We start from the raw sequence: 21,587 nt of genomic DNA on the forward strand, positions 1-21,587 counted from the left end.
CGCCCGCCCCCGAAAGGCAAGACGCGTGGACGACTGCATCATCATCGGCGCTGGCCCGGCCGGGCTCACCGCCGCCATCTATCTCGCGCGCTTCCATCTGCGCATCCGCTTGTTCGATTGCGGCAGCAGCCGTGCCGCATTGATCCCGCGCACGCACAACCATGCCGGTTATCCCGGCGGAGTGAAAGGCAGGGAATTGCTGCGCTTGATGCTGGAGCAAGCCGAAGAATTCGGCGCGACGCGCGAACAGGCGGACGTCACCGAAATCATCCCAACAGGCGACACGTTCGACGTGCGCGTGGGCGACAGGCGCTATGCGACCCGCTCGGTCCTGCTGGCAACCGGCGTGGTCAACAACCGGCCAGACATGGCTGCGGAGGTGCATGACGAAGCGCTGGCGCGCGGGCTGCTGCGCTATTGCCCGATCTGCGACGGCTATGAAGTCACCGACAAACGGGTCGGCGTGATCGGCACCGGCGACCACGGAATGAAGGAAGCGCTGTTCCTGCGCGGCTTCACCCGCGATGTTACTTTGATCGCACCCGGTGCCGCGCATGAGCTCGACGCGTCCTGCCGCGCCAAACTGGAAGACGCGGGCATCGTTCATGTCGACGGCCCCTGCACGCCGATCCGCATTGCCGGGGACGCGATCGAGGTGACCACGCCCAGTGGCGCGCTACGCTTCGACAGCGTCTATCCAGCGCTGGGATCAACGATCCGCTCCAGCCTCGCGGTTGCAGCCGGCGCGCGGGCGACCGCCGATGGCTGCCTCGAAGTCGACGATCATCAGCGCACCTCTATCCCCGGCCTGTTCGCAGCCGGCGATGTGGTGAAAGGGCTCGATCAAATCAGCCATGCCATGGGCGAAGCCGGCGTCGCAGCTACCACCATTCGCAACTTGCTCGACGAACGAAGCCCGATCAGGCGCTGACCGACCAGTTTTCCACGCGCAGGCCTGGCACATCGGCGAAATCGGCTTCGTTATTGGTGACGATTGTCGCGCCGAGGCTCAGCGCATGCGCGGCGAGCAAGCGGTCGAAACGGGCGCGTTTGAACGGCAGCCGCGCATATTCACGCGCGGCGACGTCGTCGAAGGGAAGGATCGGGATCACCGCGACAAAGTTTGCCAGAACGTCCGGGGACGGTGGTTTCCCAACGAAGGTGCCGACAGCGATCTCCGCGAAACTGATCGCGGAGATCGCCACCTCGCCCGGAAAGCACGCCGCCAAGCGATCATTCACTGCCGAAAACCGCTCCGACATGGTGTAGATCGCCATATCGGCATCGATGAGATAGCGCGTCACGCGTCACGCATCGCGCGCTGCTAGCCGCTTTGCAATCGTGCTGGGCCGCTCATCGAAATCGCCATGCGGAATCAAGCGTGCGCCGGGTGCCTTGCCCGCAAAACCGCTAATGTCGATCGTGCGCCGGGGCGCGTTGACGGGTTCTACGCGAAACGACATCGGCGCCTCCTTGACCATGCGCACTTCGGTGCCTTCAGGAATGCCCATGCCCTTGGGCAGCCGCAACGCGACCGAATTGCCCGACTTGAATGTTGTGCCCTGATATTCGTCGTCCGGCATCTCAGCCTCCGTATACACGTTACGTATATACTAAACCACGAAGGCCGCGTCAACCACGAGGCGCTCCGCATTCCAATCGGGTACGGCATCGGCGTTCATCGGGACCATGAAGCGCTTTTTGTCGGGCCGTTCGACTTCGATGACGTCGCCCGCGCCGAAATCATCGATCGCGACCACCTGCCCCAGCGCCTCGCCTTCCAGCGAGACGACGGGCAGGCCCAACAGATCGGCATGATAATATTCGCCCGGCTCCAGCGGCGGCAACGCCGAGCGCGGTACGGTCAGTTCGGTGCCGCGCAACGCCTCGGCAGCGTTGCGGTCGGTCACTTCGGCAATGCGCGCAATCGCGCCATTGCTGCCGTGGCGCACCGACTTGAGCGTCAGTGCGCCGCCATTGAACACCTTGTAGCTGCTCAGATCCTCGGTGAAGACCTTGAGACGGACTTCCCCCGTCACACCGTGCGCGCCGATGATGACGGCGAGCGTGACGGGGGAATCGGGTCGCATCAGCCGTTCGCCGGGGTTTCTTCAGCGGTCGCCTCGGCGACGGCTTCGGCTTCCGGGGTCGGGGTTTCGGTTGCGGCTTCTACCTCAGCGGCCATGACAGCTTCGGCTTCGGCGGCGGCTGCAGCGGCCTTGGCCTCTTCCTCAGCGGCGGCAGCAGCGACCTTGGCGGCCTCGGCATCGTCCAGCTTCTTCTGGCGCTCTTCCAGACGCTCGGTCGCCTTTTCGCCGGGCTTGCCCTTGTTCGGGTTGTTGCGGGCTGCACGCTCGCGCACGCCGGTGACGTCGAGGAAACGGGCAACGCGGTCGGTCGGCTGCGCGCCGACGCCCAGCCAATAGTTTGCACGCTCGGTGTCGAGCACGATGCGCTTCTCGTCATCCTTGGCGAGCAGCGGGTTGTAGGTGCCGATCTTCTCGATGAACTTGCCGTCGCGCGGGTTGCGCGCATCGGCAACGACGATGCGATAATAAGGGCGCTTCTTGGAACCACCGCGGGAGAGACGAATGCTGACTGCCATTTTCTATACCTTCTTCTTTTAATACGTTGATTGGGTTGAACTTATTTCTTCTTGAGCAAATTCTCGAAGCCGGGAGGAAGCTTGGTCTGACCACCGCCGAGACCAGGAAGACCACCGCCGCCGCCACTGAGCATCTTGGCCGGATCGATCCCGCCGCCCAGCGCGCCGCCAAGGCCACCAAGCCCCCCGCCACCGCCGAACATCTTGGCCATGCCGGCCAAGCCACCCATCTTTTTGATCTTCTTCATGGCATTCGCCATTTCCTGATGCATCTTGATGAGCTTGTTGACGTCCTGCACCGTGGTGCCGGACCCCTTGGCGATGCGGATCTTGCGCTTGGCGTTGAGCAATTCGGGCTTGCGGCGTTCCTTCGGCGTCATCGAGGTGATGATCGCGTCCATCCGCACCAGCACCTTTTCGCCGCCGACCTGGTCGACTTGCGCCTGTGCCTTCTTCATGCCGGGGATCATGCCCGCCAGCGCGCCGATGCCGCCCATACGCTGCATCTGCGCAAGCTGCGCGCGCAGATCGTCCATGTCGAACAGGCCCTTGGCGAGCTTGGCCGCCATCTTCTCGGCATCTTCGACCTGGATCGCCTCGGCCGCGCGCTCGACCAGGCCGACCACGTCGCCCATGCCGAGGATGCGCCCGGCAACGCGCTTGGGATCAAACGCTTCGAGCGCATCGAGCTTTTCGCCCATGCCGGCGAACTTGATCGGCTTGCCGGTGACCGCGCGCATCGACAGTGCCGCACCGCCGCGCGCATCGCCGTCCATGCGAGTCAGCACGACACCGGTCAGCGCAACCTGATCGGAGAAATTCTTGGCGACGTTGACCGCATCCTGACCGGTCAGCGCATCGACGACGAGCAGGATCTCGGTCGGCTTGGTCACCTCGGCGACCGCGCGCATTTCGTCCATCAGCGCCTGATCGACGTGCAGGCGACCGGCGGTATCGAGCATCAGGACATCATAGCCCTGCAGCTTCGCCGCCTGCAGTGCGCGCCGTGCGATATCGACCGGCTGCTGCCCGGCGACGATCGGCAGGGTCGCAACCTCGGCCTGCGTGCCGAGCACCGCCAACTGCTCCTGCGCATTCGGGCGATTAACGTCGAGCGACGCCATCAACACCTTCTTGCCCTGCTTCTTGGCGAGGCGCAGCGCGATCTTCGCCGTCGTCGTGGTCTTGCCCGAGCCTTGCAGACCGACCATCATCACGATCGCAGGCGGCGTCACGTCGAGTTCGAGATCCGACGCTTCGGACCCGAGCATTTCGACCAGCGCGTCGTTGACGATCTTGACGACTTGCTGCCCCGGCGTGACCGAACGCAGCACGTTCTGGCCGACCGCCTGTTCGGTCACCTTGTCGACAAAGTCACGCGCCACCGGCAGCGCGACGTCGGCTTCGAGCAACGCCACGCGCACTTCGCGCATCGCCGCGCGCACGTCGGCATCGGTCAGCGCACCGCGCCCCCGCAACCGATCGAACACACCGCCAAGACGGTCGCTCAGGCTCTCGAACATCCGAAAAAACCCTTCTCAAAAGTCGCTTTTGGCCAGTAACGCAAAGAACGCCGGCGGACGAAACCTCGTCGGCCGGCGTAGCCCCGTGGGGCAGCCTTCACGCACCTGAACAGGAGCGATCGAGCGTGCCTCTACCACAACACAAGCAATTGCGCAACCATCCGGCTTAACACGATCTACACGGCTGGCGTGGGATGGACACCAACCGGGAAAGCGTTGGGGCGAAAGACAGCATGATGGCCGAGTCGAGGATTGGCGAAACGATCGAGCAAGGCACGCGCGCGCCCGCCGAACGCCGCGATATCCTGAACGGCGCAATCACCGTGGCGGCGATCCTGTTGTTCGTCGGCACCGGCAGCGCAGCGCTATCATCGACGATCCAACGCTATTTCAACGATGGCCCCGGCCCGGACCAAACGCTCGTCATCGCCTTGCTGCTCAACGTCGCGCTAATTCTGTTCGGCTGGCGCCGCCATCGCGAATTGGCCCATGAAGTGCAGATACGGACCGCCGCCGAGGAACGCGCACAATTGCTCGCCTCCAAGGATCCGCTGACCGGCTTCCTCAACCGCCGCAGCTTGGCCGAGGAAGGGGCGGCCATGTTCGTCCGGGCGCAGGCGCGCCATAAGGCGATGGCGTTGCTGATGCTCGACCTCGACCATTTCAAGACCGTCAACGACATGCACGGCCACGCAACCGGCGATGCCCTGTTGCAGCAAGTCGCCGTGCAAATTGCCGAAGCGATGCCAAGCGTCGCGCTGACCGCGCGCTTCGGGGGCGACGAATTCGCCTGCGCCTTCCTGTTCGACCCCACCGACCCGTCCACCGTCGAGCGCATCGCCGAGAAGCTCGTCAGCCGTCTGGCGCAGCCATTTCAAGCGGGCGGGTTGCAGCTGCACATCTCGGTATCGGTCGGCATTGCGCGTTCGGACTTCGATTGCACCAGCATCGATGCGCTGATGCGCGCTGCCGATATCGCGATGTATTCGGCCAAAAATTCCGGCCGCAACCGCTTCGCCTGGTTCGACCAGTCGATGGAGCGCGAACTCCAGGTCCGCAACGATCTGGAAGTAGGCCTGCGCAGCGCCATTCCGCGTGCCGAAATCGTACCCTATTTCGAGCAGCAGATTCACCTCGCCACCGGGCGGCTGAGCGGCTTCGAAGTGCTGGCGCGGTGGGACCATCCGACGCGCGGGCTGATCGGCCCGGACGCCTTTATCCCGATCGCCGAGGAAACCGGCATGATCGCCGATCTGTCGCTGTCGGTGATGCGCCAGGCCTTCCTCGCCGCCAAGGACTGGGACGCCAGCCTGTCGCTATCGGTGAACATCTCGCCGTGGCAGTTGAAGGATGCCTGGCTCGCCCAGAAGATCATCAAGGTGCTGACCGAGACCGGTTTCCCAGCAAGTCGGCTGGAAATCGAGATTACCGAGACCTCCCTGTTCCACAATCTCGCGCTCGCGCAATCGATCGTCGGGAGTCTCAAGAATCAGGGCGTGCGCCTCGCGCTCGATGATTTCGGCACCGGTTATTCGTCGCTCGCGCATTTGCGCGCGCTGCCCTTCGATCAGATCAAGATCGACAAGAGCTTCATCATGTCGATCAACGAAAATAGCGAGAGCGCGGCGATCGTCACCGCGATCACGCGGCTGGGCGAGAGCCTCAACTTGCCGATCACTGCCGAGGGCATTGAGGATGCGAGCATCGAGGAACGGTTGCGCGCGCTCGGCTGCGCCAAGGGACAGGGGTATTTTTACGGCCGTCCGACCAGCATCGCCGTTACCCGGCGGCTGTTGGCCGAGCGGCGGCTGTTGCAGGTGGTGACGGCCGATCCGGCCTTCCAACCCGCAGAGGAACACCGCCGGGCGAGCTGACGTCGTCACCATCGTCGGGCGGGGCAGTGCATGGACTTCGCCCGCATCCGCTCCTAGATCGCCCGCAATGCCCGATCCCCAGATCATCAGCCTCGGCTGCCGCCTGAACATCGCCGAGAGCGAAGCGATCCGCGCGCTTACTGAGGGGCGGGATATGGTCGTCATCAACAGTTGCGCGGTCACCAACACCGCCGTCGCCGAAACGCGCAAGGCCATCCGCCGCGCCCGCGCCGACCGGCCCGGTGCCGAGATCGTCGTCACTGGGTGCGCGGCGCAAATCGACCCCGCAGCCTTTGCTGCGATGGCCGAGGTTGACCGTGTACTCGGCAATACCGAAAAACTTTCGGGCGACGCCTGGGCCGCGCCCGATCGCGTGCTGGTCGGCGATATCGCGATGGTTCGCGAAACCGCCCCCCACCTCGCCCCCGCGTTCAGCGCGCACGCCCGCGCCTTTGTCGAGGTGCAGAATGGCTGCGACCATCGCTGCACCTTCTGCGTCATCCCGCAGGGGCGCGGCAACAGCCGCTCGGTCCCCGCCGGGGCGGCGATCGATCGCATCGCCGCACTGGTCGCAGCGGGCCACCGCGAAGTGGTGCTGACCGGGGTCGATCTCACCAGTTATGGCCCCGATCTGCCCGGTGCGCCAACGCTCGGACAATTGGTCGAACGCATCCTGCACCATGTTCCCGCGCTCGAACGGTTGCGGCTGTCGTCGCTCGACGGGATCGAGATCGACGATCGGCTGTTCGCGCTGCTGACGCAGGAAAAGCGGATGATGCCGCATGTCCACCTCTCGCTTCAGGCGGGCAACGACCTGATCCTCAAGCGGATGAAGCGCCGCCATGACCGCGCACAGAGCGTTGCGCTGGTCGAACGGCTCAAGACCGCGCGGCCTGACATTGCGATCGGGGCCGATCTGATCGCGGGCTTCCCGACCGAGGATGATGCGATGGCCGCCGACACGCTGGCGCTGATCGACGATTGCGACGTGGTCCACGCGCACATCTTCCCCTATTCCGAACGCAGCGGCACCCCCGCCGCGCGCATGCCCGCTGTGCCGGTGCCGGTCCGCAAGGCCCGCGCAACGCGGCTGCGCGAGGCGGGTGCACGGCGCAAGGCAGCGTGGCTGCAGACCTTGATCGGCACGAAGCAAGACGTACTGGTCGAACGGCCCGGCGATCGCGGGCATACGCCCGGCTTTGCCGAGGTGCTCTTCCCCCTGCCCCCCGTTCGCCCTGAGCCGGTCGAAGGGCGCGCTTCACAACAGCCTCCGTTCTCCGCAGAGAGCGGTGCTTCGACAAGCTCAGCACGATCGGTGGAGGGGGCAGCACGAGTGCCGGGAAGTATATCCACCATCCATATCCTCGCCACCGACGGCAAAACCCTCACCGGAATCCCCGCATGACATCCTGGCACGAAAAACTCCTTGGCGGGTTCAAACGCACCTCGGATCGGCTGATCGGCAATCTGGCCGGGCTGGGCACCGGCCCGCTCGACAAGGCGACGCTCGACGAGATCGAGGAAGCGCTGATCGCCTCCGATCTCGGGCCCGAAACCGCCGCGCGCATTCGCCAGCGCCTGTCCATCGGCACGTTCGAGCGCGGCATGGAGGAGCTCGGCATCCGCCTAGTCGTCGCCGAGGAAATCGAGAAAGTGCTCGATACCGTTGCGACCCCGCTCGATATCACCGGCTTCCCGCGTCCGCACGTTATCCTCGTCATCGGCGTCAACGGCTCGGGCAAGACGACGACCATCGCCAAGCTCGCGCATTGGCTGAAGGAACAGGATTATGGCGTCATGCTGGCGGCGGGCGACACCTTCCGTGCCGCCGCGATCGGCCAGCTCGCCACCTGGGCCGAGCGCGCGGGCGTGCCGATCATCAGCGGCAAGGAAGGCGGCGACGCGGCAGGCATCGTCTATGAAGCGGTCAAGCAAGCTACCGCCACCGGCATCGACGTGCTGATCGTCGACACTGCGGGCCGCCTGCAGAACAAGCGCGAATTGATGGACGAACTGTCCAAGATCCGCCGCGTGCTCGGCCGCCTCAACGTCGACTCCCCGCATGACGTGCTGCTCGTGCTGGACGCCACCACCGGGCAGAATGCGCTCAACCAGATCGAGGTGTTCAAGGAAAGCGCCGGGGTCACTGGCTTGGTCATGACCAAGCTCGACGGCACCGCGCGCGGCGGCATGTTGGTGGCGGCGGCGGAGAAATATGGTCTGCCGATCCACGCGATCGGGGTGGGCGAAGGCATGGGCGATCTGCGCCCGTTCGATGCGAATGAAGTTGCGCGGATCATCGCCGGCGTGGAAGGCGTGCGCAAATGACCACCACCCCCACCAAAAAAGCCCCGCTCGGTGCGGGCCAGCGCCTCGCCATCGACATCGGCCCGATCGCGATCTTCTTCCTCGTCAATTTCCTGACGCCCGGGCTCGACATGGTCAAACTGATCGCCGGCACCGCCGCGTTCATGATCGCGAGCATCGCGGCGATGATCTATTCGCTTATCCGCGCTGGCCGCATCTCGCCGATGCTGTGGCTCACCGGCACGCTGGTGCTCGTGTTTGGCGGGCTGACGCTGTATTTCCACAATAAGGATTTCATCCAGATCAAGCCGACCGTCATCTACGCGATGCTGTCGGCGATCCTGGTGTTCGGGCTGGTGACCGGGCGGCCGCTGCTCAGCCTGTTCCTGGAAGCTGCGTATCCCGGCCTGACCGAAACCGGCTGGCGCAAGCTGACGATCAACTGGGCGATCTTCTTCGCTTTCCTCGCGGTGCTGAACGAGATCGTCCGGCATGAATTCAGCTACAGCTTCTGGCTCGGTTTCAAACTGTGGGGCGTCATCCCGCTGACGCTGATTTTTGCGTTTGCGAACGTGCCGATGCTGATGAAGCACGGCTTCAGCATGAACGACGAACCGCCGATTCCGCCGCAGGAATGATGCGTGCGGCGCGTCGCTTAACCCTGACGGGCTGCGCACTCACCGTCCGTTCGGGCTGAGCTTGTCGAAGGCTATGCTCGTCCTGCAACGGCGTACCGCGTGGAGCACTGCCCTTCGACAGGCGCAGGGCGAACGGAATAAAGAGCCGATTGCAGCAAATCGCGGGGGAGAGCAGGCCCTGCTCGATCCCCCGCACGATCGTGTCGCCGATGCCGGTCTTCCCGGCGGCCTACCTCTTCCGTCGTTTTTGTTCTGATGCGGCGCTACGACAGCACCGAGCGGTATAGCAGGCGCATAAACAAAAAAAAGGCCGGTCTCGCGACCGGCCGTGAAAGTTTTAGGAGAGGATGCCTGAAAGGCACGCTCTTTGTGCAGTGCAGCAGAGATTTACGCAACTGCAATATACGATTTTACGATTGCATATTGCGCAACTGCTCTCCGGACGTCCGCCCTCAGGCCGCGTCGAACCGCTTGCCCGCTTCGTCCCAGTTCACGACGTTCCACCACGCCTTCAGATAGCCGGGGCGATCGTTCTTGTAGGTCAGGTAATAAGCGTGTTCCCAAACGTCGTTGGCCAGGATCGGCGTGCCCTTGTCCTTGGCATCGTCCATCAGCGGATTGTCCTGGTTGGGGGTCGAGACGACCTTCAGCGCGCCGCTCGCATCCTTGATCACCCAGGCCCAGCCCGAACCGAACTGGCCAGCGCCCTTGCCGTTGAAATCTTCCTTCAGCTTCTCGAGGCCGCCATAGGCTTCGATCGCCTCAGCCAGCGCGCCCGATGGCTGCGTGGTGCCTGCCGGGGCCATGATCTTCCAGAAAAAATCATGGTTCCAGAACCCGCCACCATTGTTGCGCACCAACGGCGGCAGCGTGGAGATGATGTCGAAAATCTCCTCGATCGTCTTGCCTTCGAGTTTCGGGTCGGCCGCAACACCCTCGTTCAGCTTCGCGGTATAGGCCGCGTGATGCTTGTCGTGGTGGACGGTCATCGTCTCTTTCGAGATCGTCGGCTCCAGCGCGTCATAGGCGTAAGGCAAAGGGGGAAGTTCGAAAGCCATGGGTCTTCTCCTTGAAAAGCTCGCGAGACGCTAACGTCAGGCCCAGCAAATGGGTCCGCGCGGCTCGTTACGCAACCGATTCCGCATTGGTACCCGAAATCAGCCCGTGCCGCTTCAGCGCGTGCCGCAATTGATCATAACTGAGGCCCAACGCCTCCGCCGTGGCGCGCTGGTTGAAGCGGTTCTCGGCCAATGCCGACTGCAGCATTTCGCGCTCAAACCGCGCCAGCCGCGTTTTGTAATCCATCGGACCGCTGGCCGCGCTTGGCGGTGCCGCTGCGGTCGGCGGTGCGGTGTCTGCGACGGGTTCGGCCAGCGGTTGCACCGTTGGCGGGCGATGCGGCGAATGGAACGGATCGAATTGGATCGCATCGATCGGCCCCTCCATCTCCCAGCGATACACGGCGCGCTCCACCACGTTGCGCAATTCGCGGACGTTGCCGGGCCATTGATAGGCCACCAACGCCGCCTGCGCCGCCTTGGTGAAGCCCGGCCAATCGTCGCGCCCCAATTCAGACGCCATGCGCCGCCCGAAATGCTCGGCCAGCACCAGCACGTCGCCGACGCGCGCGCGCAGCGGTGGCAGCGTCACGACTTCAAAACTCAGCCGGTCGAGCAAATCGGCGCGAAACTGGTGCCGCGCGACCTTGTCGGGCAAATGCTCGTTGGTCGCCGCGACGATCCGCACGTCGACGCGCATCGGCCGCGACGACCCGATCCGCGTGACCTCACCATATTCGACCGCGCGCAGCAGCCGGTCCTGCGCCGCCATCGACAGCGTGCCAAGCTCGTCAAGGAACAGCGTGCCGCGATGTGCCTCTTCGAACCGCCCCGCCCGTGCCTTGGTCGCACCGGTGAACGCACCCGCTTCATGGCCGAACAGCTCCGCCTCGATCAGCGTCTCGGGCAACGCCGCGCAATTCATGATGACCAGCGGCTGGTCCCAGCGCGGGCTCAGGCGATGCAAACGCTCGGCCACCAGTTCCTTGCCGGTGCCGCGCTCGCCGATCACCAGCACCGGGCGGTCGAGCGCCGCCGCGCGGCTGGCGAGTTCCAGCGCATCGAGGAACGCGCCCGATTGGCCGATGACGTGGGTTGTCCGCTCCATTGCCAAGGCTTGGCGTAAAATCCCAAGGCTTGGCAAGTGCGATTTTAATTCATCTCCCAGAAAGGCGCGGAAATCCGCCATTTCTGAAACTGGCACGCTCCCTGCAAAGCTGTTGGCATCGCCCCACCGGGCACCACGATTTCAAGCTTCAGGAGACTAACAATGAACAGCGAATACAAATCGGGCAACTCGCTTCCGCAGATCCTCGTCGCCCTGGTCGCGACGGTTCTGATCGGCTCCGTCACGCTCGTCGGCACGGTTGGCCCCGCCACCGCTGCCCCCGTCCAGATCGCCGCCCAGCCCCACGGGTAAGGCGACGCCGGGGCGGAGCCCTCACAGCCGCCCCGGCACACCTGTTCACACCAATACAGCGTACCCTCGAAGGAGTTACACCATGGGCATCTTCAGCCGCACCCGCGATATCATCGCCGCCAACTTTACCGACCTGCTCGACAAGGCCGAAGACCCCGCCAAGATGATCCGCATGATCATCCTGGAAATGGAGGAAACACTGGTCGAGGTCCGCGCCTCCGCCGCGCGCACCATCGCCGACCAGAAGGAAATGCGCCGCCACATCAGCAAGCTCGGTGCCTTGCAGGAAAGCTGGACCGAAAAGGCCGAGCTCGCGCTGTCCAAAGGCCGTGAAGACCTTGCCAAGGCTGCCCTGGTCGAAAAGCAGAAGGCCGCCGACATGGCCGACCAGCTCGGCCGTGAGATCGCCGTGCTCGACGAGGCGCTGCATGCGTCGGAGGAAGACATCGCTAAGCTGACCGGCAAGCTCCGCGAAGCGCGCACCCGCCAGAATTCGATCGCGACCCGGCTCGAAAGCGCGCAGAACCGCTTCAAGCTGCGCGAAATGTACGCTGGCCCCAAGATCCAGGACGCGTTCAGCCGCTTCGAGATCATGGAACGCCGCGTCGATCTGGCCGAAGGCCGCGCCGATGTGATGGGCATGGGCCAGCCGCCCAAGACGCTCGAAGAGGAAATCGCCGAGCTCAAGTCCAGCGACAAGGTGGAAGCCGAACTCGCCGCGATGAAGGCCCGCTTCGGCAAGGAAGGCTGAGATGGAGGAAATTCTGGTCCCCATCGCCGTCTGTGGCACGCTCTTCATCGGCATGCCCTGGGTGATCCTGCACTATGTCACCAAATGGCGGCAGGCCCCCAAGATCACCAACGAGGACGAGAAGCTGCTCGATGAGCTCTACTCGCTCGCCCGCCGCCTCGAAGATCGCCTTGGCACGGTAGAACGCATCATCGCCGCCGATCATCCCGAATGGCGCGCCAGTATGCCACTCGCCGAGCCGACCCCCACCAATTACGACATCACCCGGAGGAACTGAAATGTCCGCCAGCCGCACCAAATTCTACCTCGACAAACAGAACAGCAAATGGCTGGGCGTTTGCTCCGGGATCGCCGATTACACCGGCATTGACGTCACCTGGGTCCGCGTGGGCACCGCCCTGTTGACCTTCGCCACCAGCGGATGGACGCTGCTCGCCTACATCGTCATCGCCTGCGTCGCCGAAAAGAAGCCGCTCGGCCTCTATGACAGCGCCGAGGACGCGAAGTTCTGGCAGGGTGTGCGCACCAATCCGACTCGCTCAACCGCCGAAGTTCGCAGCAAGTTCCGCGACATCGACCGCCGCCTGGCCGACATCGAAATGATGTACACCAGCCGCAACAGCCGCCTTGCCGACGAGATCGACAGCCTGCGCTGATCGGATCCGGGCACAACAGGGGACACTATCATGAGCAATTCTCTCGGACTTCTGATCCCGCTCGCGGCGATCACCGTCGGGCCGATCGCCTGGGCCTTCAACAACTGGGTCCGCGCCAAGCACGGCTACCCGATCGAAACCAAGAAGGGCCAGTTGATCAGCCGCGAAGGCGAACTCAGCACCACCCGCCAGACCGAGTTGCTGGTCGCCGAGAATGAGAAGCTGCACGGCCAGATCAGCCGGTTGGAGGAGCGCCTCGCCGTCCTCGAACGCATCGCCACCGATCCCGCCGAGCGCGTCTCGCGCGAAATCGACGCGCTGCGCTGAGCGCTTCGGGCTAAAAGGGGAAGATTTGCAATGTCGAGCCATCAAGTTTTCGTACTGGGGATAACGGCGATTGCCGCCTGCTACGCCCTCGTCAAAATGTCGATCCGGGCACGCCACGGCTTTGCACCGGAAAGTCGCTCCACCGGTTGGAACCCGCTCTGCACCAACGCAGGTGCGGACGACCGGCTGACCCCCGACCGCAAGACCGAGTTGCTGGTTGCCGAAAACGAGAAGCTGCACGGCCAGATCAGCCGGTTGGAGGAGCGCCTCGCCGTCCTCGAACGCATCGCCACCGATCCCGCCGAGCGTGTCTCGCGCGAAATCGACGCGCTGCGCTGAAAGAAGGAGACGAGCGATGATGCCACCCGAACCCGCTTTCATCATGGGCCTGCTGACCGGCTCGTGTGGCCTGCTGACGATCCAGGCATTCGCCCGGCGCAAAGTCCGCCAGGCACTGATCGCCGCCGACCCGGCGCTGCGCCGCGAAGCGACGCTGCGCCGCGAGGAGGATGAGCGCCGGATGATCGAGGTCGACGCCCTGCGGCAGCGCCTCGCGGTGCTCGAACGGATCACGATCGACCCGGCCGTCCGCACCGCGCGCGAAATCGAACAATTGCGGATCGAAACCAACTGATTCCGCTGCTCCAACGGAGGATACCGCTATGGGCTTCCAGTTTGTCCTTCTCATCCCGATCCTGGGGATCTCCGTTGCCCTCGTCGCCGGCACCATCGTCCGCCCCTGGCTCGCCCACAAGGAGCGCCGGATGCAGCTTGAAGCCACGATGGTCGCCGAAAAGGCCGCGCAATATGCCGCGCAGACCGAACGGCTCGAACAGCGCGTCCGCGTGCTGGAACGCATCATCACCGATCGCGGTGTCGATCTCTCGCACGAAATCGAACAGCTCCGCGACACACCGCTCAACTGAACGTCACCCCTTTCCTCCCCCAATCTTCTTACTCGAGGCTATCATGATCATCTTCTTCACCGTGCTCGCCGTCATCACGGCGGGATGTTGCTGGGCGACCGAAAGCATCGACCGCCCGCGCCGCCGCCGCCTTCGCGAAGCCGCCACAGACGCGGGCTGAGGCTTCCGCCACCCACGAGAAACAGGGAGTTTCTACCATGAACGTTTATGAAATGGTGATCGCGATCGTCGTTGTGGCCACGATCGGCAAGGTTCTGCAGGCGCGCTATGGCGTGGTCCGCACCAAGCATGGCGAGGATGTCCACTTCCGCGACGATGCCGCCAGCCAGGCCGAGAACCAGCGTCTGCGCGACGAACTGAAGGCGATGAAGGACCGCCTCGCCGTCCTAGAACGCCTCGCCACCGACAATAATGACAGCGGTGCCCGCCTCGATCGCGAGATCGAGAAGCTCCGCGACCGCCCATAATGTCCGTCTTTCCAGGAGCAGGGATGATGACCGACCCGACCTTCTACATCACCATGGCCACCGCCGGGCTCGCCGGCATCGCCATCCTTAGCGGCACCGCGCTCACCGGCTGGCGCGGGTGGCTCGCCTTCAAGCAGCAGCAGCTCCACGCCTTTGTCGAGCCCAATGCCGGGCCGACGCTGCCCAATGCCAGCGCGCGGATCGAGATCGCCGATCTGAAGGAGCGCATCCGCAAGCTGGAAGCGATCGCGGCGGGCGTGGATCTGTAAAGCCGACTTTCTCTTCCCCGGCGCAGGCCGGGGCCGAGAAGCGACGGTGGAAAGGGCCAAGCGCAGCGTAAGATGGCTCCCGCTCAATACTGGGCCCCGGCCTTCGCCGGGGAAGGGAAAAGGCAACGGGTGACGAACCCGATCGCGCGAGACTATAGCGCGCTTATGCAAAACCTCGCCGACCTCGAATCCGAATATAGCTTCCTCGAAGCCGATGACCGTTACCGTCTGCTGATCGATCTCGGTCGGGAGCTCGAAGCGATGCCGGGTCCGCTGAAAACCGACGCCACGCTGGTGCGGGGGTGTTCCGCCTCCGTCTGGGTCTATCCGATGGCCCAGGAGGACGGCACGCTCCACTTCCTCGCCGATTCGAACGCCGCAATCACCAAGGGCATCATCGCATTGGTGTTATTGACGGTGCAGGATCAGGCCCCTGCCGCCATCCTGGCAACCGATATCCCGCAGGCACTCGCGCCGTTCGACCTGAGCAAGCAACTCAGCTCCAACCGCACCCAGGGCATCCCCAACATGATCGCGCTGATCCGCGAGACGGCGGCCCGCTACGCCGGCGGCTGATCGCCAGACTCTCTCGTGCCATCCAGATATCCATAAACCGCCCTGGAAACGCGCTCGACCAGGCTGGATTGGTCCAGTTCGCCACGCTCCCCGGCGGCGTCCACCATCCCCTTGACGATCGCCAGCACATCCTGCCCGGCGACGGCTTCGTCGAACGGAAGCGACAGATCGGGACGGATCAGCACTTCGCGCAGGATCTCGCGCAGCCGCAAGGTCACGCGCTGCGTATCGGCGTCGAACGGCAAGCGCGCTTCTTCAACATCTAGCAGACGGGCCAGCACCGGCCGCCGCAGCTGATGCGCTACCGCAGAGCGAATCAAGCCGGAGAGCGCCGCTCGCCCGGTCGGTGCGGCCAGCGCCATCTCGCAGTCGGCGATCAACAGCGACGTTTCCCGAACGATCAACGCGCCGACGAGCGCATCCTTGCCGGGGAAATATTGATACAGCGATCCGATGCTGACCCCGGCCCGCTCGGCCACCGCATTGGTGGTGAAGGCCCCGAGTCCGCCCTCTTCCAAAATGCGAGCAGCCGCCTCGACGATGATGCGAACCGTCTCCGCCGAACGCGCCTGTCCGGGGACTTTTCTGAGCGATGGACGCTGTTGGAGCGGCGGTGGGGACATGAGCGAAACGCGAGTACCAATCATGAGGATTTACTCACATTTTATGCCCGTCGATCAACGACGCAAGGATGAAATGATGTCACAGCAAACGCCGTTCGAACCCACCCTGACCGTGTTCATGTTGGTGAAGACCACCGCCGAATGGCTCGGCTTCACCGTGGATCGGCGCTTCAAGCTCTTGGACGAGCACGTCGCGCCCATCCTCAGGAAGCACGCCGAATCCGTCTCGCTCCGCTTCTTCGATGTCGAATTCTATTCGGCCCGGGTGACTGATATCTGGATGTGGGACGCCAAGGATCACCACGCCTATCAATTGCTCGTGGAAAACTTGCGGGAAACCCCATTCTGGGACCGCTATTTTGAGGTCGTGGAAATTCTCACCGGGGTCGAAAACGCCTACGCCAAAAACAACGATCGGGCACCCATCTCGGCATGACGCATCACGGGAGCGGGCAGGTGCAACCCTGCCCCGCTTCCCCGCGATTTCTGGAGAGCGCCAACCCGATTAAGACGGCTTTGTCTTGAGCAGGGCCAGCCCGAACCCAACGAAGATGACCCCCGTCACGCGATTGAAGGCGCGCTTGATCGCCGGGCGACTGAGATAGCGCGCCAGCGAACGCCCGCCGAGCGCGTAAACCGCGTACCAGAACGACTCCACCACAGCGAAGGTCGCGACCAGAAGGGCGAACTGTGGCCCCTGTGGATGAGTCGGCGTGACGAACTGGGGCAGGAACGCCGCCGCAAACAGGATCAGCTTCGGGTTGCTGATACCGATCGCAAAGCCGCCGCGAAACAGCGCCGCGAGCGAGACGGCAGGCGAGAGCGGGCCAGCGCCGACGTCCAGCGGTGCCACCTCGGTCCGCCATGCCTTGATACCAAGGTAGATGAGATAGGCGACGCCGGCATAGCGCAACACCTCGAACGCGCCGGGCAGCGCGAGCAGCAGCGTGGTGAGCCCCGCCGCCGAGGCTGAAAGCACTGCTACCACCGCAGCCAGGCATCCTGTCATCGCCGCCACGCTGCGCGCCATCCCCAGCTCGACGCTGCGCGACAGGATGTGGAGCATGTTCGGGCCCGGCGTGCCCGACAGCAGAAACACCGCGCCCGTGAACAACCACCATGTGTGCCAGGTCATCTTATTCCCCGTCGGGCTTCAGGCCCAGCTCATCCACCACCGTCGCAACCGGCACGCCTTCGCGTACCAGCGCCCATTCACCCGGAGCCGCGCCGTTGACCACCGTTACGCTGCCGCGCGGACACACACCCAAGCACTTCACCTCGACGATGCCAAGCGCGCCTTTGCGCCCCTTGCGCACGCCAAGCTCCGCCCGCAGCGCCCTGGCCAGCGGCGTCTTGCCCTTAGGGCCAAAGCCGCCGCCCAGCTTCTTCGAACATTTCTTGCAGACCAGGATCGTATTGGCCCAATCCGAATGGACCGTCTTCAAAGACCCGGCTTCCAAGTCCGCGCGTCCTCGGCGGCCTTCAGCACGTCATAGGCGGCCTGGATCGCGAGGAAGCGGGCTGCGGCCTCCTTGTCGCCGGGGCGCACATCGGGGTGGTTCGATTTCGCCAATCGCCGCCATGCCAGCCGCACCGTCTCGAAATCGGCATCGACATCGAGTTCCAGCACCTCCAGCGCGCGAATTTCGTCGCGCGACCGGCTACCGTCGCCCGGCCCGGCCCATTGATGGTGGCGCGAGGCGGTATAGCCCTCGGCAGTTTGCGTCTCGGCGCGTTCGCGCTCGGCCGCTTCCTCCGCGCTCAACCCTTCGAAATAATTCCAGCCGCGATTATATTCGCCCGCATGTTCCTGGCAGAAATACCAGCGTTCGGGGCTGTTGGGGGATTTTGGGGCCGGGCAATCGCCCTTTTGGGTGCAGCCATGACGGTCGCACAACCGCACGGTCGCCGCTTCCATGCTGGCCTCGCCATAAGCGCGCCAGCGCGGAAAGCCCCAGTCGGCTGATCGGGAGGAGGAACGCGCCATAGCGGGCCATCTAAGCATCGAAGCGCGATAGCGCCATGACGCTTTTGTGAAACCACCATGAAAAAACGGCGACCCGCAAAAAAATGCCAGAGGGTCTGTAAGCCGGGTTCTGTCCCCCTCTTGCGAGGTTAGGCGACCATTCCTCTAGGACGACGTTTGCACGCCGCCTCAAGCAATCAACCCGGATGACGAGCCGGAACGAGGCCCATATGCCATCCCTATTCGATCTTGCTCCCGGTGGGGTTTGCCATGCCGCCCCTGTTACCAGGCGCGCGGTGCGCTCTTGCCGCACCCTTTCACCCTTGCCTGTTCCTTCTCGCGAAGGACATCGGCGGTCTGCTCTCTGTGGCACTGTCCCTGGGGTCACCCCCGCCGGGCGTTACCCGGCACCGTCGTTCCGCGGAGCCCGGACTTTCCTCGCGGTGCTTAACACACCCCGCGGCCGCCCGACCCTCTGGCAACACTGGCCTTAGTCGTCTCCGGTCGGCTTTGGCAACAGCAGCGCGAGCAGGATGCTGCGGCACTCGCCATCGATCACCCCATCCAGCAATTCGGGACGAAAGCGGCGCTGGAACGCGACGATGGCGGCGAGCTTGTCGCTGACATCATAGCCGAAGCGTTCGAGCGCGATCAGGAAGCCCGCATCGCTCCACAAAGGGTCCATCAGATTCTTGGTCGGGCGCGGCAAAGCGAGCCGCAATTTGGCGAGGCGGCTCCACGGGAACAGCTCGCCCGGATCCTGCTTGCGCGTCGGCGCGATGTCCGAATGGCCCACCACATTGCCGCGCGTGATGCCGTGGCGCGCGGTGATATCGGCGACCAGCGGAATGAGCGCGTCGATCTGCTCCTCCAGGAACGGGCGATAACCGAATTCATGGCCGGGATTGACGATCTCGATCCCGATGCTCGCGGAATTGACATCCTCGATCCCGCGCCAGCGCGACTTTCCGGCGTGCCAGGCGCGCTTTTCTTCGTCCACCATGCGCAAAATCGTGCCGTCCTCGGCGATCAGATAATGTGCAGAGACCTTCGCGTCCAGGTCACGCAACCGGTCAATCGCCGCCTGCGCTGTCTGCATGCCGGTGTAATGCAACACAATCATCGAGACGGGCAGCGTGCGTTCGTCGTAATTGGGCGACGGCGTATCGATGATGGTCATGGTCCCTCCCCGCGAGCCGAAACACCGCTTAAGCACGGACGCGGCGCGTTAGGAAGCCTGGCAGGCGATTACCCCTCCCGCACCGCCGGTTCGTACAGGCCACGATAGCGCGCGCTCGGCCGGAAGGCCTCGGTCTGGCCGATCACGGTTTCGCCCGCGCCCAGCACCAGCACGCCGCCCGGACGCAGGACTGTCGCCAACCGATCAAGAATCTGCCGGCGCAGTTCAATGGTCAGATACAGCAAGACATTGCGGCACAGGATGACATCGAAGCGGCCGACCGGCGGCGGATCGGTGACCAGGTTGAGCCGTCGGTAGTTGATCCGCCGTACCAGTTCGGTCTTGGCGACCCAGTCCACGCCGTCGCCATCGAACCACCGCACCATGCGCCGTATCGGCAAGCCGCGCTGGATCTCGAATTGCGAATAGCGACCGCTACGCGCGCGCGCCAGCGCCGCCTCCGACACGTCGGATGCGATGATTTCGGGCGGCAAATCGTGCTGATCGGCCCCACGCTCGGCAAACAACATGGCCAGCGAGAGCGGCTCCTGCCCGAACGAACACCCCGCCGACCACACACGCGGTCGACGGTTGAGTTTGGTCGCGCGGAGACTGTCGACCGCATCGGCCACCATCTCGAACACGGCCGCGTCCCGGAAAAACGAGCTTTCCTGGTTGAGCAGCGCGTCGGCGACCCGGTCACCGATCGCAGTCGAGTGCTGCGCCGCCGTTGCGAGCGCGTCGAGGGTTTCAAGACCAAGATCGCGCAGCACCGGTTTCAACACCGTCTCCACGCGCCATTCGCGATTGGCGGCGAGCTGCTGCCCGGTCCGCGCCTCCAAAATCGCTGTCAGCACGCCCATCGTCCCTTTTGAGGACGCGCGTGGAAGCAAGCCGCGCGCCGGGGCCAAATCAAGGCTGGGCGCGCTCATGCCGGACGCCGCCGCGCCGCGATCAAGCGACCGATCTCCCGGGGTGCCAACACCGCGCTGGCCCCGCCCGTATTGGCGATCGCGCCGGGCATCCCCCACACCACCGAGCTCTCGCGGTCCTGCACCACGACGGTACCGCCATGGCTTTGTACGCTGCGGGCCCCATCGCTTCCGTCGCGGCCCATACCGCTCAACACGACGCCAAGCACACGCGACCCATAGACCTCCGCCAAACTCTCAAACATCGGATCGACCGATGGCATACAGCCGCTTTTCGCGGGATCGGCAGTCAAGCGGATCGCGCCGCCATCGCCGGTGCTGACCACCCGAATATGGGCATTCCCCGGCGCAACGATCACGCGCCCGGGGCGGATCCGCATACAATCGGTCGCGACGTCGCACGGCCGATTGGCCAGCACGGCGATCTGCGCCGCGAAATACGGCATGAACGATTCGGGCAAATGCTGCGTAATCAAAATCGGAACGGTAAAATCCTTGGGAATTTCGCGCAGCAACAGGCTGAGCGCGTGAATACCGCCAGTCGATGCCCCGATCGCGACAATGTCAAAGCCAGGGGCCACCCCCGGCTCTCCGACTCCCGCACCGGAGCGCGGGGGCAACGCCTGGGCATCGTCCTTCGTGAGCAAGCGAGTCAATTTCTCGTTGAGCGCGATCGAGAAGCGCCCTGCAAACTCGCCGATATCGGGCTTCACCAGCGTATCCGCCGCGCCCAGCGCCAACGCCTCGACCGTGGCCGCAGCCCCCTCGCTGGCTGCCGAGGAGACGATCAGGACCTTGGCCCCCTGCCCGGCCGCGATCAGCCCCGGCAAGGCCGCCAAGCCGGAGACTCCCGGCATTTCGAGATCGAGCACGATGCCATCGACACGGGTATGCTTGACGAATTCCAGCGCCACTGCCGCACTGGAGACGGCACCGGCGACAAGGAAACGCCCATCGCTTTCAACCGCGCGCGCAAGGACGGCGCGCGCGACCGCCGAATCGTCGACGATCAGGACGAGCGGGCGCGGATCACCAATCCTTGCTGGCTTCGGCTTTGGTGCGGGGCGGGTGCGCATGGGACAGACCCGTCAGGCCATGCCCACGATCTGAAGTTTGCTTTCCAGCGTCTCGCGGTCGAACGGCTTCATGACATATTCGTCCGCCCCCGCCTCGATCGCCGCGCGGATATGCGCCATGCCGTTCTCGGTGGTGCAGAACACCACCTTGGGCCGGGTCGGGATGGCGCTGTCGCGCAGCGCGCGCAGAAAATCCATGCCGCTCATCACGGGCATGTTCCAATCGAGCAGGACCACATCGGGTGCCGACACCAGACAGGCGTCCAGCGCCTCGCGACCGTCCCCCGCTTCGCTCACGCGAAAGTTGAGCGTCTCCAGGATGTGGCGCGCGACCTTGCGGATCACCTTCGAATCGTCGACGACGAGGCACGTCTTCATGAATTCACCCTGTTAAAGTCCGCTTGGGGCAACCC

Annotated in this window: 32 protein-coding genes and 1 other RNA gene; 17 read left to right on the forward strand and 16 right to left on the reverse strand. The window is 64.1% G+C overall.

The window, feature by feature from the left end; genetic code table 11:
- Positions 1–25 precede the first annotated feature (25 nt).
- Complete coding sequence (locus tag ON00_RS02155; RefSeq protein ID WP_010402882.1) at positions 26–931, forward strand: NAD(P)/FAD-dependent oxidoreductase; 906 nt, start codon at positions 26–28, stop codon at positions 929–931.
- On the opposite strand, the gene ON00_RS02160 is transcribed toward ON00_RS02155, so the two are convergent.
- Genes ON00_RS02160 through ffh form a run of 5 tightly spaced genes read right to left on the reverse strand, consistent with a single transcriptional unit; the run spans position 921 to position 4,128 of the window.
- Entirely contained in the window at positions 921–1,304 is a 384-nt protein-coding gene (locus ON00_RS02160) for a type II toxin-antitoxin system VapC family toxin (RefSeq protein ID WP_010402884.1), read from the reverse strand. The two genes, ON00_RS02155 and ON00_RS02160, sit on opposite strands and share 11 nt — an antisense overlap.
- A gap of 3 nt (positions 1,305–1,307) precedes the next feature.
- Positions 1,308–1,583, reverse strand: coding sequence for an AbrB/MazE/SpoVT family DNA-binding domain-containing protein (locus tag ON00_RS02165; protein WP_010402885.1), 276 nt, complete (start codon positions 1,581–1,583; stop codon positions 1,308–1,310).
- Between the two features lie 30 nt (positions 1,584–1,613).
- Positions 1,614–2,090, reverse strand: a complete 477-nt coding sequence (rimM, locus tag ON00_RS02170) for a ribosome maturation factor RimM (protein ID WP_010402887.1) — start codon at positions 2,088–2,090, stop codon at positions 1,614–1,616.
- Positions 2,090–2,605, reverse strand: coding sequence for a 30S ribosomal protein S16 (gene rpsP, locus ON00_RS02175; RefSeq protein WP_010402889.1), 516 nt, complete (start codon positions 2,603–2,605; stop codon positions 2,090–2,092). The genes rimM and rpsP overlap by 1 nt, the downstream gene beginning before the upstream one ends.
- Before the next feature lie 41 nt (positions 2,606–2,646).
- Positions 2,647–4,128 (reverse strand): signal recognition particle protein, encoded by a 1,482-nt coding sequence (ffh, locus tag ON00_RS02180; RefSeq protein WP_010402891.1) that lies wholly within the window; start codon positions 4,126–4,128, stop codon positions 2,647–2,649.
- Positions 4,129–4,361: 233 nt separating this feature from the next.
- On the opposite strand from ffh, the gene ON00_RS02185 reads away from it, so the two are divergent.
- The 4 genes from ON00_RS02185 to ON00_RS02200 all read left to right on the forward strand — a co-directional run bounded on the left by ON00_RS02185 (position 4,362) and on the right by ON00_RS02200 (position 8,947).
- On the forward strand, positions 4,362–6,002 hold the full coding sequence (locus ON00_RS02185) for a putative bifunctional diguanylate cyclase/phosphodiesterase (protein WP_010402893.1): 1,641 nt from the start codon (positions 4,362–4,364) through the stop codon (positions 6,000–6,002).
- Between the two features lie 67 nt (positions 6,003–6,069).
- Complete coding sequence (mtaB, locus tag ON00_RS02190) at positions 6,070–7,407, forward strand: tRNA (N(6)-L-threonylcarbamoyladenosine(37)-C(2))-methylthiotransferase MtaB (protein WP_010402895.1); 1,338 nt, start codon at positions 6,070–6,072, stop codon at positions 7,405–7,407.
- Entirely contained in the window at positions 7,404–8,330 is a 927-nt protein-coding gene (ftsY, locus tag ON00_RS02195) for a signal recognition particle-docking protein FtsY (RefSeq protein WP_010402897.1), read from the forward strand. Before mtaB ends, ftsY begins: the two co-directional genes overlap by 4 nt.
- The gene (locus tag ON00_RS02200) at positions 8,327–8,947 is read left to right on the forward strand and encodes an inner membrane-spanning protein YciB (RefSeq protein WP_010402899.1); all 621 of its coding nucleotides are present in this window, start codon (positions 8,327–8,329) and stop codon (positions 8,945–8,947) included. The genes ftsY and ON00_RS02200 overlap by 4 nt, the downstream gene beginning before the upstream one ends.
- Before the next feature lie 452 nt (positions 8,948–9,399).
- On the opposite strand, the gene ON00_RS02205 is transcribed toward ON00_RS02200, so the two are convergent.
- Together ON00_RS02205 and pspF are read right to left on the reverse strand one after the other, a co-directional pair.
- A complete protein-coding gene (locus tag ON00_RS02205; RefSeq protein ID WP_010402901.1) occupies positions 9,400–10,005 on the reverse strand; it encodes a superoxide dismutase in 606 nt (201 codons plus the stop codon).
- Between the two features lie 67 nt (positions 10,006–10,072).
- Positions 10,073–11,113 carry a phage shock protein operon transcriptional activator gene (gene pspF, locus ON00_RS02210; RefSeq protein WP_010402903.1) on the reverse strand — a complete coding sequence of 347 codons (1,041 nt, stop codon included), beginning with the start codon at positions 11,111–11,113 and terminating at the stop codon, positions 10,073–10,075.
- Between the two features lie 162 nt (positions 11,114–11,275).
- Here pspF and ON00_RS20485 point away from each other — a divergent pair, with 162 nt between their 5' ends.
- The 11 genes from ON00_RS20485 (at position 11,276) to ON00_RS02260 (ending at position 15,397) form a co-directional block, all read left to right on the forward strand.
- Positions 11,276–11,425, forward strand: a complete 150-nt coding sequence (locus ON00_RS20485) for a hypothetical protein (RefSeq protein WP_154651262.1) — start codon at positions 11,276–11,278, stop codon at positions 11,423–11,425.
- Between the two features lie 82 nt (positions 11,426–11,507).
- Positions 11,508–12,176: a phage shock protein PspA gene (gene pspA, locus ON00_RS02215; protein ID WP_010402904.1), complete on the forward strand. Its 669-nt coding sequence runs from the start codon at positions 11,508–11,510 to the stop codon at positions 12,174–12,176.
- A gap of 1 nt (position 12,177) precedes the next feature.
- Positions 12,178–12,453, forward strand: a complete 276-nt coding sequence (pspB, locus tag ON00_RS02220; protein WP_010402905.1) for an envelope stress response membrane protein PspB — start codon at positions 12,178–12,180, stop codon at positions 12,451–12,453.
- 1 nt (position 12,454) lies between these two features.
- Positions 12,455–12,832: an envelope stress response membrane protein PspC gene (pspC, locus tag ON00_RS02225; protein WP_010402906.1), complete on the forward strand. Its 378-nt coding sequence runs from the start codon at positions 12,455–12,457 to the stop codon at positions 12,830–12,832.
- Between the two features lie 30 nt (positions 12,833–12,862).
- Positions 12,863–13,159: a hypothetical protein gene (locus ON00_RS02230; protein ID WP_010402907.1), complete on the forward strand. Its 297-nt coding sequence runs from the start codon at positions 12,863–12,865 to the stop codon at positions 13,157–13,159.
- A 30-nt stretch (positions 13,160–13,189) separates the two neighbouring features.
- Entirely contained in the window at positions 13,190–13,498 is a 309-nt protein-coding gene (locus ON00_RS02235) for a hypothetical protein (protein WP_010402908.1), read from the forward strand.
- 16 nt (positions 13,499–13,514) lie between these two features.
- Positions 13,515–13,793, forward strand: coding sequence for a hypothetical protein (locus tag ON00_RS02240; protein WP_010402909.1), 279 nt, complete (start codon positions 13,515–13,517; stop codon positions 13,791–13,793).
- 28 nt (positions 13,794–13,821) lie between these two features.
- Positions 13,822–14,085 carry a hypothetical protein gene (locus ON00_RS02245; protein ID WP_010402910.1) on the forward strand — a complete coding sequence of 88 codons (264 nt, stop codon included), beginning with the start codon at positions 13,822–13,824 and terminating at the stop codon, positions 14,083–14,085.
- Between the two features lie 197 nt (positions 14,086–14,282).
- Positions 14,283–14,552, forward strand: coding sequence for a hypothetical protein (locus ON00_RS02250; protein ID WP_010402911.1), 270 nt, complete (start codon positions 14,283–14,285; stop codon positions 14,550–14,552).
- Between the two features lie 26 nt (positions 14,553–14,578).
- The gene (locus ON00_RS02255) at positions 14,579–14,821 is read left to right on the forward strand and encodes a hypothetical protein (RefSeq protein ID WP_029622352.1); all 243 of its coding nucleotides are present in this window, start codon (positions 14,579–14,581) and stop codon (positions 14,819–14,821) included.
- 165 nt (positions 14,822–14,986) lie between these two features.
- Complete coding sequence (locus ON00_RS02260; RefSeq protein WP_029622353.1) at positions 14,987–15,397, forward strand: SufE family protein; 411 nt, start codon at positions 14,987–14,989, stop codon at positions 15,395–15,397.
- On the opposite strand, the gene ON00_RS02265 is transcribed toward ON00_RS02260, so the two are convergent.
- Positions 15,382–15,915: a TetR/AcrR family transcriptional regulator gene (locus ON00_RS02265; RefSeq protein ID WP_010402915.1), complete on the reverse strand. Its 534-nt coding sequence runs from the start codon at positions 15,913–15,915 to the stop codon at positions 15,382–15,384. The genes ON00_RS02260 and ON00_RS02265 overlap by 16 nt on opposite strands.
- Between ON00_RS02265 and ON00_RS21135 the strand changes: the two genes are divergently transcribed.
- The gene (locus tag ON00_RS21135; RefSeq protein WP_245535520.1) at positions 15,851–16,456 is read left to right on the forward strand and encodes a darcynin family protein; all 606 of its coding nucleotides are present in this window, start codon (positions 15,851–15,853) and stop codon (positions 16,454–16,456) included. The two genes, ON00_RS02265 and ON00_RS21135, sit on opposite strands and share 65 nt — an antisense overlap.
- A 69-nt stretch (positions 16,457–16,525) precedes the next feature.
- On the opposite strand, the gene ON00_RS02275 is transcribed toward ON00_RS21135, so the two are convergent.
- From ON00_RS02275 to ON00_RS02305, 8 genes are all read right to left on the reverse strand, one after another.
- On the reverse strand, positions 16,526–17,155 hold the full coding sequence (locus tag ON00_RS02275; RefSeq protein WP_010402917.1) for a LysE family translocator: 630 nt from the start codon (positions 17,153–17,155) through the stop codon (positions 16,526–16,528).
- 1 nt (position 17,156) lies between these two features.
- A complete protein-coding gene (locus tag ON00_RS02280; protein WP_010402918.1) occupies positions 17,157–17,465 on the reverse strand; it encodes a thioredoxin domain-containing protein in 309 nt (102 codons plus the stop codon).
- Positions 17,462–18,007 (reverse strand): J domain-containing protein, encoded by a 546-nt coding sequence (locus ON00_RS02285; protein WP_029622356.1) that lies wholly within the window; start codon positions 18,005–18,007, stop codon positions 17,462–17,464. Before ON00_RS02285 ends, ON00_RS02280 begins: the two co-directional genes overlap by 4 nt.
- 82 nt (positions 18,008–18,089) lie before the next feature.
- Positions 18,090–18,465: RNase P RNA component class A (gene rnpB / locus ON00_RS19970), an RNA gene on the reverse strand.
- Positions 18,466–18,476: 11 nt separating this feature from the next.
- Positions 18,477–19,166 carry an N-acetylmuramoyl-L-alanine amidase gene (locus ON00_RS02290; RefSeq protein ID WP_010402920.1) on the reverse strand — a complete coding sequence of 230 codons (690 nt, stop codon included), beginning with the start codon at positions 19,164–19,166 and terminating at the stop codon, positions 18,477–18,479.
- A 68-nt stretch (positions 19,167–19,234) separates the two neighbouring features.
- Entirely contained in the window at positions 19,235–20,029 is a 795-nt protein-coding gene (locus ON00_RS02295) for a CheR family methyltransferase (RefSeq protein ID WP_010402922.1), read from the reverse strand.
- A gap of 65 nt (positions 20,030–20,094) precedes the next feature.
- Entirely contained in the window at positions 20,095–21,174 is a 1,080-nt protein-coding gene (locus tag ON00_RS02300) for a chemotaxis protein CheB (RefSeq protein ID WP_010402924.1), read from the reverse strand.
- A 12-nt stretch (positions 21,175–21,186) separates the two neighbouring features.
- The gene (locus ON00_RS02305; protein WP_010402926.1) at positions 21,187–21,552 is read right to left on the reverse strand and encodes a response regulator; all 366 of its coding nucleotides are present in this window, start codon (positions 21,550–21,552) and stop codon (positions 21,187–21,189) included.
- Positions 21,553–21,587 lie beyond the last annotated feature (35 nt).

Source organism: Sphingomonas echinoides ATCC 14820 (assembly GCF_000241465.1).
GTDB lineage: Bacteria > Pseudomonadota > Alphaproteobacteria > Sphingomonadales > Sphingomonadaceae > Sphingomonas > Sphingomonas echinoides.

Excerpts from the sequence above, each read along its gene's own strand:
- pspC (WP_010402906.1), top strand. The coding sequence starts at position 12,455 with ATGTCCGCCAGCCGCACCAAATTCTACCTCGACAAACAGAACAGCAAA.
- ON00_RS02260 (WP_029622353.1), top strand. The coding sequence starts at position 14,987 with ATGCAAAACCTCGCCGACCTCGAATCCGAATATAGCTTCCTCGAAGCC.
- ON00_RS02230 (WP_010402907.1), top strand. The coding sequence starts at position 12,863 with ATGAGCAATTCTCTCGGACTTCTGATCCCGCTCGCGGCGATCACCGTC.
- pspF (WP_010402903.1), bottom strand. The coding sequence starts at position 11,113 with ATGGAGCGGACAACCCACGTCATCGGCCAATCGGGCGCGTTCCTCGAT.
- ON00_RS02165 (WP_010402885.1), bottom strand. The coding sequence starts at position 1,583 with ATGCCGGACGACGAATATCAGGGCACAACATTCAAGTCGGGCAATTCG.
- rpsP (WP_010402889.1), bottom strand. The coding sequence starts at position 2,605 with ATGGCAGTCAGCATTCGTCTCTCCCGCGGTGGTTCCAAGAAGCGCCCT.
- pspB (WP_010402905.1), top strand. The coding sequence starts at position 12,178 with ATGGAGGAAATTCTGGTCCCCATCGCCGTCTGTGGCACGCTCTTCATC.
- ON00_RS02275 (WP_010402917.1), bottom strand. The coding sequence starts at position 17,155 with ATGACCTGGCACACATGGTGGTTGTTCACGGGCGCGGTGTTTCTGCTG.
- pspA (WP_010402904.1), top strand. The coding sequence starts at position 11,508 with ATGGGCATCTTCAGCCGCACCCGCGATATCATCGCCGCCAACTTTACC.
- rimM (WP_010402887.1), bottom strand. The coding sequence starts at position 2,090 with ATGCGACCCGATTCCCCCGTCACGCTCGCCGTCATCATCGGCGCGCAC.
- ffh (WP_010402891.1), bottom strand. The coding sequence starts at position 4,128 with ATGTTCGAGAGCCTGAGCGACCGTCTTGGCGGTGTGTTCGATCGGTTG.
- ON00_RS02295 (WP_010402922.1), bottom strand. The coding sequence starts at position 20,029 with ATGGGCGTGCTGACAGCGATTTTGGAGGCGCGGACCGGGCAGCAGCTC.
- ON00_RS02250 (WP_010402911.1), top strand. The coding sequence starts at position 14,283 with ATGAACGTTTATGAAATGGTGATCGCGATCGTCGTTGTGGCCACGATC.
- mtaB (WP_010402895.1), top strand. The coding sequence starts at position 6,070 with ATGCCCGATCCCCAGATCATCAGCCTCGGCTGCCGCCTGAACATCGCC.
- ON00_RS21135 (WP_245535520.1), top strand. The coding sequence starts at position 15,851 with ATGCTGACCCCGGCCCGCTCGGCCACCGCATTGGTGGTGAAGGCCCCG.
- ON00_RS02300 (WP_010402924.1), bottom strand. The coding sequence starts at position 21,174 with ATGCGCACCCGCCCCGCACCAAAGCCGAAGCCAGCAAGGATTGGTGAT.
- ON00_RS02200 (WP_010402899.1), top strand. The coding sequence starts at position 8,327 with ATGACCACCACCCCCACCAAAAAAGCCCCGCTCGGTGCGGGCCAGCGC.
- ON00_RS02185 (WP_010402893.1), top strand. The coding sequence starts at position 4,362 with ATGATGGCCGAGTCGAGGATTGGCGAAACGATCGAGCAAGGCACGCGC.
- ON00_RS02245 (WP_010402910.1), top strand. The coding sequence starts at position 13,822 with ATGGGCTTCCAGTTTGTCCTTCTCATCCCGATCCTGGGGATCTCCGTT.
- ON00_RS02240 (WP_010402909.1), top strand. The coding sequence starts at position 13,515 with ATGATGCCACCCGAACCCGCTTTCATCATGGGCCTGCTGACCGGCTCG.
- ON00_RS02205 (WP_010402901.1), bottom strand. The coding sequence starts at position 10,005 with ATGGCTTTCGAACTTCCCCCTTTGCCTTACGCCTATGACGCGCTGGAG.
- ON00_RS02285 (WP_029622356.1), bottom strand. The coding sequence starts at position 18,007 with ATGGCGCGTTCCTCCTCCCGATCAGCCGACTGGGGCTTTCCGCGCTGG.
- ON00_RS02255 (WP_029622352.1), top strand. The coding sequence starts at position 14,579 with ATGACCGACCCGACCTTCTACATCACCATGGCCACCGCCGGGCTCGCC.
- ON00_RS02235 (WP_010402908.1), top strand. The coding sequence starts at position 13,190 with ATGTCGAGCCATCAAGTTTTCGTACTGGGGATAACGGCGATTGCCGCC.
- ftsY (WP_010402897.1), top strand. The coding sequence starts at position 7,404 with ATGACATCCTGGCACGAAAAACTCCTTGGCGGGTTCAAACGCACCTCG.
- ON00_RS02305 (WP_010402926.1), bottom strand. The coding sequence starts at position 21,552 with ATGAAGACGTGCCTCGTCGTCGACGATTCGAAGGTGATCCGCAAGGTC.
- ON00_RS20485 (WP_154651262.1), top strand. The coding sequence starts at position 11,276 with ATGAACAGCGAATACAAATCGGGCAACTCGCTTCCGCAGATCCTCGTC.
- ON00_RS02290 (WP_010402920.1), bottom strand. The coding sequence starts at position 19,166 with ATGACCATCATCGATACGCCGTCGCCCAATTACGACGAACGCACGCTG.